The following is a 14,726-nucleotide window of genomic DNA, read 5'->3' on the forward strand; positions in this document are numbered from 1 at the left end:
AAAGAGCCGCCCTGTCAGCGGCTCTCCAGTATCCGCATGAGCCGGCCGCGATAGCTGTCGAGAATGACCGCGAGCACGATGACGGCGCCGATGACGATCGGCTTGATGTTGTCGTCGGCGCCCAAGAGCTGCAACCCCGTCGACAGCACCTGCAGAATACAGGCGCCAACCAGTGTCCCGATGATCGAGCCCTTGCCGCCGGAAAGGCTGGTGCCGCCAATGATGACGGCCGCGATCGCGTTCAATTCGTAGCCGATCCCGGCGACCGGGCTGCCGACATTGAGGCGTAGCAGATATACCATGGCGGCAATGCCGGCGGTCAGTCCGGAGATGGTGAAGACCGCTATCTTGTATTTTTTCGGTTCATGGCCCGAGAGGCGGACCGCCTCCTCATTGGTGCCGATCGCGAAGACGAAACGTCCGAATACGGTGTAGCGCAGCACGAACCAGCCGATGAGGACGACGACGATCGCGATCAGGAAGATCGACGGAAGGACACCCCAGAAAATCAGATTGCCGAAATCGACGAAGGGCTGCGGCAGGCCGGTGATGGTGGAGTTGTCGCTGACGACACGGGCAAGGCCGCTCGCGACGTTGAGCATGCCGAGCGTGACGATGAAGGATGGAAGTTTCCATTTCTCGCAGATCCATCCGTTGATGGCGCCCAGGATCGCGCCGGCCCCCATCGAGGCGAGCGATGCGAGAGCGATCGCCTGCCAGGGAGAGAACCGCGGGTCGATCATGATCGTCGCGCCGATGACCGTGCAAAGCGCCAGCAGCGATCCGACGGAAAGATCGATGCCGCCCGTGAGGATGACGAAGGTCATGCCGGCGGCGAGCACCGTGTTGATGGCGATCTGCACGAAGATCTTCAGGAAGTTCTCCGGCGTTGCGAAATAAGGCGCCGTCAGCGAGAAGAAGATCAAGATCAGGACCAGGGCGATAGCGACGCCGGCCTCTTTCATCGAGATCCGGATGAGCTTGTCCCAGACGCTGGCCTCTTTCGCCTCGGTCGTCTTTTCAATGTTGCCGGACACGACTGTACTCCTTATAAGCGAGCGAGAGGATCCTGCTCTCGTCAAATTGCTCTCGGGGTATTTCCCCGGCTATCTTGCCGTCCGAGAAGACGATGATGCGATGGCAAATGCTCATCAGTTCCGGCAGGTCCGAAGATACGACGAGCACGCCTTTCCCCTCGGCGGCAAATTTCCACAGGAGCTCGTAGATCTCCGCCTTGGCGCCGACATCGATGCCTCGGGTCGGCTCGTCGAAGATCAGCACCTTGGGGCCGCGAAACAGCCATTTGGCGATGACGACTTTCTGCTGGTTGCCACCCGAAAATGTCCTGACGGCCTGATGGATGGATGGTGTCTTTATCCGCAATTCACGCACGAGGCGCTGGGCGGAATCATCCTCCGCCTTGCGCAAAATCAATCCGTTGCGGGAGATCTTACCGAGATTGGTGATGGTGCTGTTTTGCGCGCAGCTCATGTCGAGCATGAGACCTTGAATCTTGCGGTCTTCGGTCGCGAGACATAGTCCAGCGGTTACGGCGTCCCTGGGCGAGGCAATCTCGACCGGCTCGCCGTCTATGCGGATTTCGCCCGCCACCTTGATATCGGCGCCGAATATGGCCCGGACCGCCTCGGTGCGGCCGCTGCCGACAAGCCCGGCAATGCCGACGATCTCTCCCTTGGCGACGGAAAATGACAGCTCCGGGCTATGGTTCGTCACTTTGAGGCCGGAGACGCCGAGCGCCTCGCCGGAGATGGCGCTGTCGCCGCGAAAGGCGTCATGCTGCGCGAGTTCGCGCCCGACCATGAGTTCGACGATTTTCGGAATTCCAAGCCCTTCGAGCGGCCGCGTCATCACATGCTGCCCATCGCGCAGGATGGTCACGTCATCGCCCACCTCGAAGATCTCTTCGAGCCTGTGCGATATGTAAAGCGTGGTGACACCGCGCGCCTTCAGCCGCTTCAGAATTTCAAAGAGCCGGTCGACTTCCTTCGAGGTTAGGGTTGCCGTCGGCTCATCGAGGACGAGAAGCTTGCTTTCGTTGGAGAGCGCCTTGGCGATTTCGAGAAGCTGAAGCTGAGCGACGCTCAAGCTGCCAGCAAGCGTCGTCGGCGCCACGTTGAGGCCGACTTCCGCCAGCAGTTCCGTCGCCCTGGCATTCATCTGCTTATAATTTACCAGGCCGTATCGGCGCGGCAGATGCTCAAAGAGCAGGTTTTCGGCGACGGTAAGATTGGAAAGCGGGTGCAGCTCCTGGTGAATGACCCGGATGCCCGCCTGGAACGCTTCCAGCGGAGAGGACGGATGATAGGCTTTGCCGTCAAACAGGATGCGGCCATCATCCGGCTTGAAGACGCCGCCAAGCAGATTGATCAGGGTCGATTTGCCGGCGCCGTTTTCACCAAGAAGAATGTGACCCTTGCCACGACGGATCTCTATCGAGACATCCTTCAGGGCGACGACGCCCGGGAAGCGCTTGCCTATTCCTTCCAACTTAAGGATGGCGTCATCTACAGTCTCTGGCACGTCCACCTCATCAGCGTTTCCGTTTTTGAATCGGAGATGGCGATCTTCCTCGCGCCGCCTTCCGCTGGGCCTAACGCCTCGCGCTCAAAGGCCGACCAGAAGATCGATCGGAAAGTGGATGTGCCGGCAAATACCAGCACATCCTTACCCGCAAGGCTGGTTTATCGACTATTTGAGATCCTTGGCGGTGACGAGTGTCACATCCGTCTTGACCCAGCCGGTGAATTTTTCGCCGGCATATTCGCGAAGGCCATACTTGATGCCCATGGCCGCCATTTCCGCGCCGTACTGCTCGACGGTGGCCAGCATCTTGCCATCCTTGAGCAACGGCTTGACGGACGGAATATTGTCGAAGCCGACGACCTTGATCTTGCCTGCCTGGCCCGACGCGTCGAGAGCCTTGACCACGCCAAGCGCCATGGAGTCGTTGGCGGCCATGACGCCCTGAATATCCTTGTACTTGGTGAGGAAATTCGTCATCACGGTGTTGGCTTCTTCCGTCTCCCAATGCGCGGTCTTGCTGTCGAGAAGCTCGAGCTTGCCGTTCTTGATGGAGTCCATGAAGCCTGCCTTGCGCTCCTTGGCATTGTCGGCCTCGGGATTGCCTTCGAGGATCACCACCTTCGCGCCGGGACCAAGATCCTTGGCGAGCGCATCGCCTGCAAGCTTGGCGCCGGCCGTGTTATCCGGCCCGAAGAAGGCGAGATCGATACCGGCCGCCTTCTTGGCATCGGCATCGAGCGGCACGTCGATGTTGATGACTTTCACGCCAGCTTTCACCGCCTTTGCGAGCGGCGTGGCCATGGCCTTGGAATCGGCCGGCGCGACGACGATGATGTCGTATTTCTGCGTCACGAAGTTCTCGACGGCATCGACCTGGGCCGCGAAGTCCCGTTCGTCCTTCATGCCGACGGCCTTGAAGTCGAACTTATCCTTGTTTTCGGCCGCATATTTGTCGGCGCCGGCCTTCATCTGTTTGAAGAACTCATTGGATAGAGACTTCATGATCAGCCCGACTTTCGGCTTGCTGGCGGCAAAGGCGGGCGACACGCCGCAGGACAGCGCAAGCGCCAGAGTGCCGGCAAGCCCCAATTTCAGCGCCGTACGCCGCTTCGTGTTGATCAAGACGGATTCGCGTTTTGTAGAATTGGTCATTTCTTTCCTCCCGAACGGTCCTGGGCTCAGCTCCACCTGAGTTGTCTGCGACAATGAACCGTTTCCACGTATATTGGGTATCATGCCGCCAGGAATTGTCAAGGCACCGATTTTGCGGTGAAAAACAGGTGAAATTGGAGCTTTACCTGTCTCGGAAGATAGGTATGATGAACCGTTTCCATCGGGCTGGCGTTGCTTTCGCGGTGGAGGATCGGCTTGACATGAAGCCCTTTGACTAAGGCGGCAGAGACCATCAGCTGAGAGGCTGCTCAGGCGCCTCCATGGTCCGGAAGGTGAAATGAAGGGATATTGGTTCCGTTATGCCGAAGGTTGGAATTCGAGACGTTGCCAAGCTGGCGGGGGTCTCCACCGGGACGGTCTCAAGGGTTTTGAATGACCACCCTTCCGTGACGGATGAATTGAGAACACGGGTCAGAAGCATCATCGAAGAGCTCGGTTATACGCCCGATCCTTCTGCCAGAAGCATGCGCGGCAAGGTCAGCCGTCTCATCGGCATCATCATTCCCGATCTCACCAATCCCTTCTTCTCGGAACTCGTCCAGTCCGCGGAGCAAGCGGCGGCGAAGCATGGCTATAACATCATCGTCATGACCTCTTTCGATCACGCGGCCAAGGAAGCGGATCGCATCGGCCAGCTGACAAGTCGGAAGGTGGACGGCATTATCCTTGTTCCGAGCAATGATTTCCATGCGCTCAAGCCGCCGAAGGGCCTGCCAATCGTCATCGTCGACCGCCTCCTGCCGGGATATTCCGGCATTGCCGCCGATCATCGCAGCGGCGTGCGCCTCGGCGTCGAGCATCTTGTGAAGCTTGGCCATCGCCGCATTGGCTTCATTTCGGGTCCCAAAGATTCCGTCCCAGCCAATGATCGCCTCCGGGGCTATCTCGATGCGATGAAGTTGGCCGGCGATGGCGAGCAGAACGCGGCGCCGCTGATCGCGGAAGCGGCTTTCGATTATGAAAGCGGGCGGTCTGCCGGAAACTATCTTCTCGCGCGCGCCCGCCACGAGCGCCCAACCGCCATCTTCGCAAGTTCCGACCAACAGGCGATCGGTTGCATGCGTGCAGCCCATGATTTGGGGATCCCAATCCCGGCTGCCCTTTCCATCGTCGGCTTTGATGGTATTCCGCTCGCGAGCATGACAATACCACGCCTGACCACAGTGAAGCAGCCGATTCAGGAAATAGCGGCAGCGGCGGTCGCCGTTTTGTTGGGCAAGCAGGATGCCCCGGCGCTCGGCAAACCACTCCTGCTGGCTTGTGAGATTACTCAGGGGGAAACAACGTCCTCACCACAACCGGATTAAAAGATGATGCCGTGGTTGTGGATGACACTACACCTAAATATTGATGAACTACATGCATGTCTTTATCCGCTATTGTCAGTGAGACATGTGTTCAACAGCGTCCGAACTGCGTCGGAATTGTCTTACCACTGCATTGTTTGTACCCGTCAAATACCCAGTGTATTAAGCCAGTCGCTGAAGCTGGATGTCTTCGTCATGTGTGGTAGGTGCTCTACCTTGCATTCCCCGCTATGTCTGCGGACTTCGCTTGGGCTGTAGCCGAATTCATGTGTGAAGGCCCTGCTGAAGTTGGCTGCCGATTCGAAGCCAAGATTACTTGCGATATCTGCAATTTTCTGACCATTGTTCAGGTCGGCTAGTGCTGCGCGTGCGGCCAGAAGGCGCCTTCTGCGCACGTAGTTCAGGACGCCACCCGATGCCTGGAACAATTCGTACAGTCTGGTTCGGGAGATTGCCAATTCACGGCTCAACGCTTCCGGCGTGAGCTCCGCTGATCCGAGATTGCTCTGAATAAAGCGACGCGCTTTCGTCATCAGTCCGATCTCGGAGCTGCGATCGCCGATCGCATGGCCATCCACCAGCGGCGTGACGCTATGAAATATCATCTCTTGCAGCTGGTTGCGTACACTGTGCAGATCATCCCTCGTCAAACGGTTGAGGTTCGCTTCGAGAAAAGCGATGTAGTCGGCCAGCAGCTTGACGCGCGCGCCCCCCAGGACGATGTTGTTGCTTGCTCCAGGCAGTCCGCCATGATCGGCGAACAAATCGCAAGGTAGAATGAGGGTAACGGATTGCGCGCTTATGGTGCGGCCATAAAACGGGCAGCCAAGTGCCCGGATTTCCATCATCCCGGGCTCGTTTTCGACCACATGCCCATTGACGCTGGTCCATGTCTTGCCCGTGCGCAGGAATGTGATTTGCCAATGATCTATGGCGCTGAAGCGTAGTTTCTCCGGAGAGCGTTCATAGCTGAAGGCTGGCGTTTGCTGCTGGATGAGAAGCGCCCCTTCAAGATTCCAGACGGTTTGAGATGCCGCGAAACCTTCTCCGGCTTGGCCGCTTTCGGGAAGATACGCGTCTATCAACGGCGCCATATGCTTCTGCCAAGCCGGGAATTGCTGACTGGGAGCCTCATGGGATGTGGAGAATGGCAGTGACACGAGCTCTGGCACATCCGTGGTCTTGCCGCAAATTGGAGCTTCGGAAATGCGGGGCCACCGGCGCCTTTCGACAAAAGCTGGTTGTCCGGCTGTAGTCTCGGTCTTGTTCCACATCATCGTGGCGGCCTTTCGACAAAACGTGCCAAATCGGCTGGCAGTCGCCGCGGTATCCTTACCGCGGGCGGATGGAGGGGATGGGCACCTATAGGTGATGGACGCCCAAAATGGGTCGCGCGCGGAAAGTACAGGCCTTGTCCGGTTACGATCTTTCCCAATTGTCGCAAAACAGCCTGAATTTCAGTCCATCCGGGCGCCCGCCGATTGGCGGACGGACATAAGGAAAGTGATCGCTTCATCTCTTGAGCAAAGAATTCCGCCTTGCGGTGCGCCTTGGCCGGCAAACCAAAGAAGTCTGTGGATGTCTGAGCCGAGGCTCTGTGCATCCGCCGAATGTCGCGCCAAGTTATTATCATCGCAGGCAGCATTGTCGCAGGTCCCCGCCCGAAGGCTGTAAGGGGAAATTAAGCAGATTTCATTAATATTTTCAAGATATTTATAGAAGTTGCTTAAATATTTTCCGCTGAAATACACGAAGGAAACTTGTCAAGGAGAGTAAACTTATGAGTTTTTGGAAGAACTCTTGCAATCTATCCGCAGGTAATCGAAAGGTCGGCGTCTCTTTATCGATAATACTTGCGATTGCATCTTCGGTGGTCATGCATGAAACTGCAAATGCTGCCGAGAATGTGCACGTGAAGAATAAGACTGTGCAGTTGTACATGAAGAAGTATCAAAAGGACAATGTCGTCTTCTATAGCGGAAGTTCACTTACCAGGACGACTTCGGTTTCCGCCGAGAATTACTTCAAAGGTTCTCCTTATATCTGCACACCAAGTGGATTTGGAAGAACGTCGCATTGCTACAATCGCAGCGCATTTTGAGTTGAGCCAGCTGATGCCACGCACTGCGCGCGGCAAAGAATAGGGGCATTTCCCGGATGGCGGTTCGACGGAACAGGTGAGACGCATGCCGCCCGCTATCCAAAAGAAAGCCCCTATGTGAGTATTCGACTTCAACCGGGCAGATGTCTGCGAACATAGTCGCCCGGCCGCAGTTTCAGAACTTCGTCATCATGTTTGATCGGATTATGACGGAACACATACCATTTTCCGCCTGATGCTCGTTTCTGATAGATGATCCCGGCCTTCTTGCGATGCAGGAAGCAGGACACGTTGGGTGCGGCACTTTTCTTGCTGTACCAGACAGCGCTCATGCAGAGCCTACCGCGATCGGTCGCATACCAGATGCCCCTTGCGTAGGATTTTTGAGCGCCCGTATGCGACCAAGCTGTAAATCGACGATGATGACGCGAGAAGAAGCCGGCCCCGTCCTTCCATATCCAGGAACGTCCCGAGTAGAGCTTTTTCAGTTCCTTGGCGCTCATTGGCATGGCTTGATGTGCCGCACGCGCCGTCATTCGATCGATTTGATGCTGTGTCGCAGCGTTCGCGGTGCCGGCCAGCAGCATCGCGAACATGGCGTTCAGGATGATGAAACGGAACCAAGACATGGGTTTCTCCTCAATCTTTCATCATCGCGGTCAATTCAAGAGGGGCGGCGTGGCGACGCGCCAATCCGGCCTGCCCAGACCATCCGGCCAGGGATAGACTTCACGGTCGTTGAAGTAGACCACCGCTTTCAGGTCAGGGAATTCGGAATGCGGCTTGTTGGCTTCCTCGGCCCACGCGTGAACGTAGGCCTCGTTGCCCTGGTAGCCCAGTTCCGCGATCACGATCGGCTTCTTGAAGCGTTTCACACGGTCGTAGCCGGGTTTGGTCGCTTCCACGAAGGTCGAATCTCGCCCGAGCTTGCGCTGATCGAACGGCTGGTAACCGAAGACCGACAGCCCGACGACGTCGACGAATGAATCGCCGGGATAATAGGCTTCAAGCCCATCCTTGCCCATCGGCGACCACATATACTTCGCCGAGGGAAGGCTCTTGCGGCAGACGGTGACGGCGTGCCTGTAGGCCTTCACATACTCCTCCGCATTCCAGTAGGCCCAGGTGAACTGCCCGTTCTTCTCATCCATTTCCTGCGCCCAGCGAATGGTGACGGGTGCATTGAGCTTCGCGGCCGCCGAGCAGATCGCCGTCATGTTGGAATCGTAGTGGCCCGCCAGAATTCCATTGAGTAGATCGGTAGGCGTGACGCGCCAGTCGCGGGCCCATGACCAGGGCTCGATGGTGATCAGCAGCGAACGCCCACGCTTGCGGGCATAATCGTCTGCCGTGCTCAGCGTCGACAGATCGACGTCTTCCCAAGGCAGGAAAAGATGCTCGATCTTCGGATTGGGGTCACTGGAAAAGTCCCCGTTGGGATCATAGGCACCCCCTGGCAGCGATTGGGGTGTGATGATCGGCCTCTTGTCGTTGAAGAGAGGCCGGGTCTCGGCCTTTGCGTCCAGGCCGTTGCTGGCAGCGTATACGCCCCCACACAGGGCGCCAGCCGCAAGCAAGGCTGTCGTTAGTTTTGATAGAGTTTTCATAGCATTGCCTCCTTCCTCTATTCGGTCTTGTGGACGGTCAAAGAGGTCTTCAAGGCCTCCAGTCGTTGTGAGACCAGATCATCGGCGATCAAGTTTGTCGCCTCGTCGGTTTTCTTGGTGACGGGATGGCGAAACACGAACCATGCTCCGCCAGTCTCGCGTTTCTGATAGATCGTTCCATCGAGAATGCGATGGATGAAGCAGGTCTTGGCGGGAAACTGGCCGTTCGTGGCGTGCCAGGTTGCCTCGAGACACAGACGGCCGGTGTCCGTCACAGCCCAGCGGCCTTCAGCCCAGGATTGTCCGTTGGTCCCGTCGACCCAGGCCGAAAACCGACGATCGGTATCCTGCAATCGGCCAGCACCATCGGGCCAGCGCCAGCTCTTGTCGTGATAGAGCATGTAAAGTTCAACCGCCGTCATGGGTCTTGCTCCATCCGGCACCTTGGTGGTCGTTGCGGCTAAGGCCGTATTGCTTCCCGCTGCAAGTCCAAGCACGATCGCACATGCCAGCGATGCGGCGGGGACCAGGGAGGTCTGTGTCCTTGATGGCTTCATATTGCTTCTCCCGTATCGTGGATTGGAACGAGCCTTGGGGTTGCCGCCTTTACGGCTCGCTGCCGGTTTCGTCGTTTGGCGATATCGCGCAAGCTGCTATGTGTGCTTGCCGACTTACCTATGGAGCAGACGTGAAAGCCAATCCGGCGGGCGGCTTCCGCATCCAGCGCATTTCGCAGATCTATGAGAACAGGCTGGCGCAGTTTCTTCTTGAGCTGGGCCAGGTCGATCTTTCGGATGGCGTCCCATTCCGTCATGACCACGACGGCATCCGCGTTTCTCGCGCATTCATAAAGATCCTCGTGGAAATCGACGCTGCTGAGGACTTTTGCTGCATTCTCGATGCCGACGGGGTCATATGCCCGGATGCGGGCACCCAGGCGCTGCAGGGTTTCGATGAGCGGCACGGAGGGCGCGTCGCGCATGTCGTCGGTATCGGGTCTGAAGGTCAGGCCGAGAATGGCGATGGTCAGACCGTCAATATCGCCGCCAAGTGCCTTGCTGACCTTCCGTGCCATGCGCCGTTTGCGCATCTCGTTGACGGCAAGGGTTTCCTCGACGATGCGCAGCGCCACGCCATGGTCCTGCGCCGTCTGCAACAGCGCCAGCGCGCTTTTGGGGAAGCATGAGCCGCCATAGCCGGGGCCGGCGGCAAGGAGGCTTGCCCCGATGCGCTTGTCGAGCCCCATGCCGAGCGCCAGCTCTGCGACATCGCTGCCCATCTCCTCGCAAAGATCGGCAAGTTCGTTGATGAAGGTGATCTTCGTGGCGAGAAAGGCATTGGCGGCATGCTTGATCAGCTCAGCCGTCCGACGCATCGTGATGATGACAGGCGTATTCTGGCGCTCGATCGGGACATCATAGAGCTCGACAAGCCGTTTGCAGGCCCATTCCTCCTCCACGCCCAGGACGATACGGTCCGGAGCGAGAAAATCCTGCACCGCAACGCCTTCGCGCAGAAATTCCGGATTGGAGGCGACGGCGAAGGTGCCAGGCGTCCGGACCGAGCTGATGATCCTGTGTACGGCGTCGCCGGTTCCGACCGGCACCGTCGATCTTATCACCACGATACTATCAGCCGAGATAAGCGCCGCGAGCTCGCGCGCTGCCTGGTAAATGAAGGAAAGGTCGACATCCGCTTGTCCTGGATGCGGAGGCGCGGCGATCGCTATGAAGACGATGGCTGCTCCTTCGACCGCCTTTGCGATGTCGCAGGTGAAGTCCAGCCGTCCCGCGGCATAGTTTCGTTCCACCAGCTCGTCGAGATCCGGTTCGTAGATCGGCATCCTGCCGTGACGAAGGGCGGCGATCTTATCGGCATTCTTGTCCACACAGACGACACGATTGCCCCATTCGGCGAAGCATGTGCCGCTGACCAAGCCCACATATCCGGTTCCAATAACAGCTATCTTCATGTGCGTTCCCGCCAATAGCGTCCTTCCCGTCATGAACCTCAATTGTCCGTGTCACTCACGTGCCAGTGCGGATTGAGCACCATTCTATGCAGTCCACGCCCGCCAATTCCGGCGCCCGCCACCGAAAAGCGATTGTCGAACAGCACGTAGCCGTCGGTGTCCCAAATCAGTGATTGTACTCCGGCGCGGCCGTGCTCCATGATGCCGACAAATGGCAGCGCCGTCAGAGCAAGCAGAGCGCTGGCGAGCGCTGGCCGATAAAAGCGTTTGTTCGCGCCGAGCGTGTTTTCACGCGCATGCTGGACGATGATGACCAGCAGCAGCAAGGTGTAGATGGCGGCATTCATCGTTGCGAAGATATAAAAGCCGCTGCTCTCCTCCGCGCTGACGGACAGCACCGGCAAGATGGATGCGAGAGAGAGAAGGGCATAGGGTGCAAGGACCCGGAACGGCAGCGGATCGACCTCCGATGTGCCTTTCGGCGTGACGCGGAAATCCACGAACGATCCGGTCGCCCGATCGTGAATGGCAGCCAGAGCGCCAACGAGTGCCCACGGCCAGCGGGCAAACAGGAACAATGTCATCTCCCAGCTCAGGATCTTGGCATTGACCGGCCTGAACGTATGCGTACTGCGCCAGCGATAAGCGAACAGGATCAGCAGAACGGATTGCGGCACGAAGTGCAGCAGAAAGTCGGGATAGGAGACATCGACGAAGGTCCTGCCTCTAACAAGCGCGATGACGGGCATGACGAACATCAGCGCCATGAAGAGCGAGAAAAGAGAATACCAGAGCTGCGAAAACAGGAACTGGATCTTGAGACGCAGCGGCAGCCGTTTGATCAAGCTTGGTGAATATTGCAACAGGATCATCATCAGGCTGCGCGACCACTGAAACTCCTGGGTGATGAGATCGGCAAAGGTGCGCGGGCCATCGCCATGCGCAATGGCATCGAGCGCATGAATGCCACGCCAGCCGTGCGCATTCATCATCAGCGTGGTGGAGTGGTCTTCCGCCAGCTCTGGGCCTAGACCGCCAATGCTCTTCAGGGCCTTGGCGCGAACGGCGTAGTGCGAGCCGATGCAAAGCGGCGACAGCCCGTGATTGAACCCCACCTGAAGCGATCCGTGCATGCTGGCTTCCGCATAGAGACGGCCGCGTGCCGACCAGCTTTCACCGGCATTCTGATCGCAAATGCTCGGCGCGGATACATAGCCGACCGCCGGATCGGCGAAGGGGCGAAGCATCTGAAAAAGATAGCCTTGCTCGGGCACATGATCGGCATCGAGCTGCACGACGAAATCATAGCCTTCATAGCCGTAGTGATCGTAGAAGAAGGCGAGATTGCCTTCCTTGCAGCGGGTGCGCCGCGGCCAGGTCTGACGGTGATAATCTTCGCGGCCCCTGCGGGTGGATACCTGGACGCCATGTTTGCAGCACCAATCCAGCGTCGAGGGTGACGGATCTTCATCCGCGAGCCAGGTGTCGTGCGGCACATTCTGCATCAGCATGGCAGCCAATGTCCGAGCCACCACCGCGAAGGGCTCCGATGGTGCCTTGGTGACGACCATGGCGATGCGGCTGCCGGCGGGAAGCCGCAATTGCCCCGTCGGCTTTTCGGCGCGAAAGAAGACGATGATGAAATAGGCTGGAATGATCGTCACCCAGGCAAGCACCAGGGTCAGCAAGACCGATCCCATCGGGTCGACATGGTGTGCGGGTGTAAGCCACCAGCTCCAGAAATAGACAAGCGCCGCAAGCCATAGCGTGGCGCAAACGACGTATTCCGCGCGCTGGCGATCCTGCAGGACCGGCGTCATCAACGCCCTTTCCTTCATTGCTTCAGCTCGTGTCCGGATCGATGTCATCCTCGCATCTCCAATCCGAAGAAGGGAGCCGCGGTCCGGATGATTGTTTCGATATTCGAATGCAGAGCGTGGAAGCCGAGTTTCTCGGCGGCGAGTTCGGAAGCGGCATAAAGGACGGGCGGATCGCCCGGTCGCTGCCTGTGCATGGCGACGGGAACCTTGCGTCCGCAAACGCGTTCGATCTCCCCGACGATCTCCTTGATCGACGTGCCGTGCCCTGTTCCCAGATTGACGGCAAGATTGTCACCACCAGCCAATAGATACTCGACTGCCAGGACATGCGCCCTGGCGAGATCCAGCACGTGGATATAGTCGCGCACACAGGTACCATCCGGCGTGTCGTAATCGTCTCCATAGACCTCCAAGGTTTCGATCGCGCCGGCCGCCGCCAGCAACGCGCGTGGAATGAGATGCGTTTCGGGATCATGCCATTCGCCCAGTTCCCGTTCCGGATCGGCGCCCGAGGCGTTAAAGTAGCGTAGTGCCACATAGGAAAGTCCGTATGCGGCTGAATAGTCGGCGAGCATGTGTTCGGCAATCAGCTTCGTTCTGCCATAGGGATTGATGGGTCGAGGCGTCTCGCATTCGCGGATCGGCAGATGGGCGGGAATTCCGTATATCGCGCAGCTCGATGAAAAGATCAGCCTATTGGCTTGCGCGCGGCGGCACGCCTCTAGAACCGACAGCGTGCCGGTGACATTGTTGGCGTAGTATTTCGCAGGATTTTCAACGGACTCGCCGACATAGGCCGAGGCGGCGAAATGTATGACTGCCGCAGGCCTGTGGCAATCGATCGCCTCGGCAAGGCGGGGCGTATCGAGAATATCGCCTTGGACGAAGGGCCCCCAGCGCACGGAGGTCAGGTGGCCCGTCGAGAGATTGTCATAGACGACGGGCTCGAAGCCCTGGCGATGGAGGAGTTTCGCGGTGTGGCTGCCGATGAAGCCGGCGCCACCCACGACGAGTATTTTTTGCCTGGCCATCACGCAACCTCGAAAAGCTCGCTGCTTGGACGAACCAGCTGCCGTTCGAAGTAGGCGATGGTGGACTTCAGCCCATCCGCTAGCGCGACCGACGGTTCCCATCCCAGTTCGCGTTTCGCGACGCTGATGTCGGGTCGGCGCTGACGCGGATCGTCGACCGGCAAGGGCTTATGGACGATCTTTGAGCTGGAGCCGGTGATCGCGATCACCTGTTCGGCAAGATCACGCACGGTAAATTCCGCCGGATTACCGAGATTGACAGGCGTATGGATGACCGTTTGGTCGGCCATAAGGCGGACGAAACCATCGATCAGGTCGGCGACATAGCAGAACGAGCGCGTCTGGGAGCCATCGCCATAGACCGTGATGTCCTGACCCCTGAGTGCCTGGACGATGAAATTGGAAACGACGCGGCCGTCGTCGGGGCGCATACGCGGCCCATAGGTGTTGAAGATGCGGGCAATTCTGATGTCGACGCCGTGCTTAGCGTGAAAGTCACGGAAAAGCGTTTCGGCGGAACGCTTGCCTTCGTCGTAGCACGAGCGGGGGCCGAAGGAATTGACGTTGCCCCAATAGTTCTCAGGCTGCGGATGTACCTGGGGATCTCCATAGATCTCTGAGGTGGAGGCCTGGAAGATGCGCGCCTGGTGATGCGCGGCTAGCTCCAGCAGGTTGAGCGAGCCGAAAACGCATGTTTTCATGGTGTGGATCGGATCGGCCTGATAATGCGGCGGAGATGCCGGGCAGGCCAGATTGTAGATCTCGCTGACAGGCAGATCGAGTGGCGCTATAACGTCATGGCGGATAAAGCTGAACGTGTCGTAGCGAAGCAGATGCCATAAATTGTCCATCCGCCCGGTTGAAAAATCATCCACGCAGATAACTTCATGACCATCCTGTAGAAGCCGGTCGCAAAGGTGCGAGCCGAGGAACCCCGCGCCTCCCGCAACAAGAATCGTACGTCTCTTGGTATTTTTTGGAGCTATGCCTGCAGATTTGAACGCTATGCCCATCAAACCCTCCCGGTAATTTAGACACGCAGCCGAGTATTCAGGGCGAAGTAATACTTCCGCCCCAGTGCAAGGCTTTTACAACTGGGAATTATTGCTGCAATTTACAGTTATAGTTTACTAATGTTTAACTATGCTGTCGTTATCAGGGAATGCAGAAG

At 58.0% G+C, this 14,726-nt stretch carries 12 protein-coding genes; 1 reads left to right on the forward strand and 11 read right to left on the reverse strand.

The annotated features are described in order from the left end of the window. Positions 1-14: 14 nt before the first annotated feature. From AC13QY_RS06890 to AC13QY_RS06900, 3 genes are all read right to left on the reverse strand, one after another. Entirely contained in the window at positions 15-1,037 is a 1,023-nt protein-coding gene (locus AC13QY_RS06890) for an ABC transporter permease (protein WP_112338060.1), read from the reverse strand. Next, positions 1,021-2,547 carry a sugar ABC transporter ATP-binding protein gene (locus AC13QY_RS06895; RefSeq protein WP_488493028.1) on the reverse strand — a complete coding sequence of 509 codons (1,527 nt, stop codon included), beginning with the start codon at positions 2,545-2,547 and terminating at the stop codon, positions 1,021-1,023. Before AC13QY_RS06895 ends, AC13QY_RS06890 begins: the two co-directional genes overlap by 17 nt. A 162-nt stretch (positions 2,548-2,709) precedes the next feature. Continuing rightward, on the reverse strand, positions 2,710-3,696 hold the full coding sequence (locus AC13QY_RS06900) for a substrate-binding domain-containing protein (protein WP_488493029.1): 987 nt from the start codon (positions 3,694-3,696) through the stop codon (positions 2,710-2,712). A 320-nt stretch (positions 3,697-4,016) separates the two neighbouring features. Between AC13QY_RS06900 and AC13QY_RS06905 the strand changes: the two genes are divergently transcribed. Beyond that, positions 4,017-5,024, forward strand: a complete 1,008-nt coding sequence (locus tag AC13QY_RS06905) for a LacI family DNA-binding transcriptional regulator (protein WP_488493030.1) — start codon at positions 4,017-4,019, stop codon at positions 5,022-5,024. Positions 5,025-5,170: 146 nt separating this feature from the next. Here the strand turns inward: AC13QY_RS06905 and AC13QY_RS06910 are convergent, their stop codons facing one another. The 8 genes from AC13QY_RS06910 to AC13QY_RS06945 form a co-directional block, all read right to left on the reverse strand. Further along, the gene (locus AC13QY_RS06910) at positions 5,171-6,301 is read right to left on the reverse strand and encodes a helix-turn-helix domain-containing protein (RefSeq protein WP_488493031.1); all 1,131 of its coding nucleotides are present in this window, start codon (positions 6,299-6,301) and stop codon (positions 5,171-5,173) included. A gap of 955 nt (positions 6,302-7,256) precedes the next feature. After that, entirely contained in the window at positions 7,257-7,754 is a 498-nt protein-coding gene (locus AC13QY_RS06915) for a DUF995 domain-containing protein (RefSeq protein WP_113353337.1), read from the reverse strand. A gap of 30 nt (positions 7,755-7,784) precedes the next feature. Continuing rightward, entirely contained in the window at positions 7,785-8,732 is a 948-nt protein-coding gene (locus AC13QY_RS06920; RefSeq protein WP_113353336.1) for a glycoside hydrolase family 26 protein, read from the reverse strand. A 17-nt stretch (positions 8,733-8,749) separates the two neighbouring features. Continuing rightward, positions 8,750-9,289: a DUF995 domain-containing protein gene (locus tag AC13QY_RS06925; RefSeq protein ID WP_488493032.1), complete on the reverse strand. Its 540-nt coding sequence runs from the start codon at positions 9,287-9,289 to the stop codon at positions 8,750-8,752. Further along, the gene (locus AC13QY_RS06930; RefSeq protein WP_488493033.1) at positions 9,286-10,704 is read right to left on the reverse strand and encodes a UDP-glucose dehydrogenase family protein; all 1,419 of its coding nucleotides are present in this window, start codon (positions 10,702-10,704) and stop codon (positions 9,286-9,288) included. Before AC13QY_RS06930 ends, AC13QY_RS06925 begins: the two co-directional genes overlap by 4 nt. Positions 10,705-10,742: 38 nt before the next feature. Then, positions 10,743-12,572 (reverse strand): glycosyltransferase family 2 protein, encoded by a 1,830-nt coding sequence (locus AC13QY_RS06935; RefSeq protein WP_488493034.1) that lies wholly within the window; start codon positions 12,570-12,572, stop codon positions 10,743-10,745. After that, positions 12,569-13,555, reverse strand: coding sequence for a UDP-glucose 4-epimerase GalE (galE, locus tag AC13QY_RS06940; RefSeq protein ID WP_488493035.1), 987 nt, complete (start codon positions 13,553-13,555; stop codon positions 12,569-12,571). The genes AC13QY_RS06935 and galE overlap by 4 nt, the downstream gene beginning before the upstream one ends. After that, on the reverse strand, positions 13,555-14,568 hold the full coding sequence (locus AC13QY_RS06945; protein WP_488493036.1) for a UDP-glucuronic acid decarboxylase family protein: 1,014 nt from the start codon (positions 14,566-14,568) through the stop codon (positions 13,555-13,557). Before AC13QY_RS06945 ends, galE begins: the two co-directional genes overlap by 1 nt. Positions 14,569-14,726: the final 158 nt, after the last annotated feature.

The organism is Martinezella sp. CNPSo 3795 (assembly GCF_057784475.1).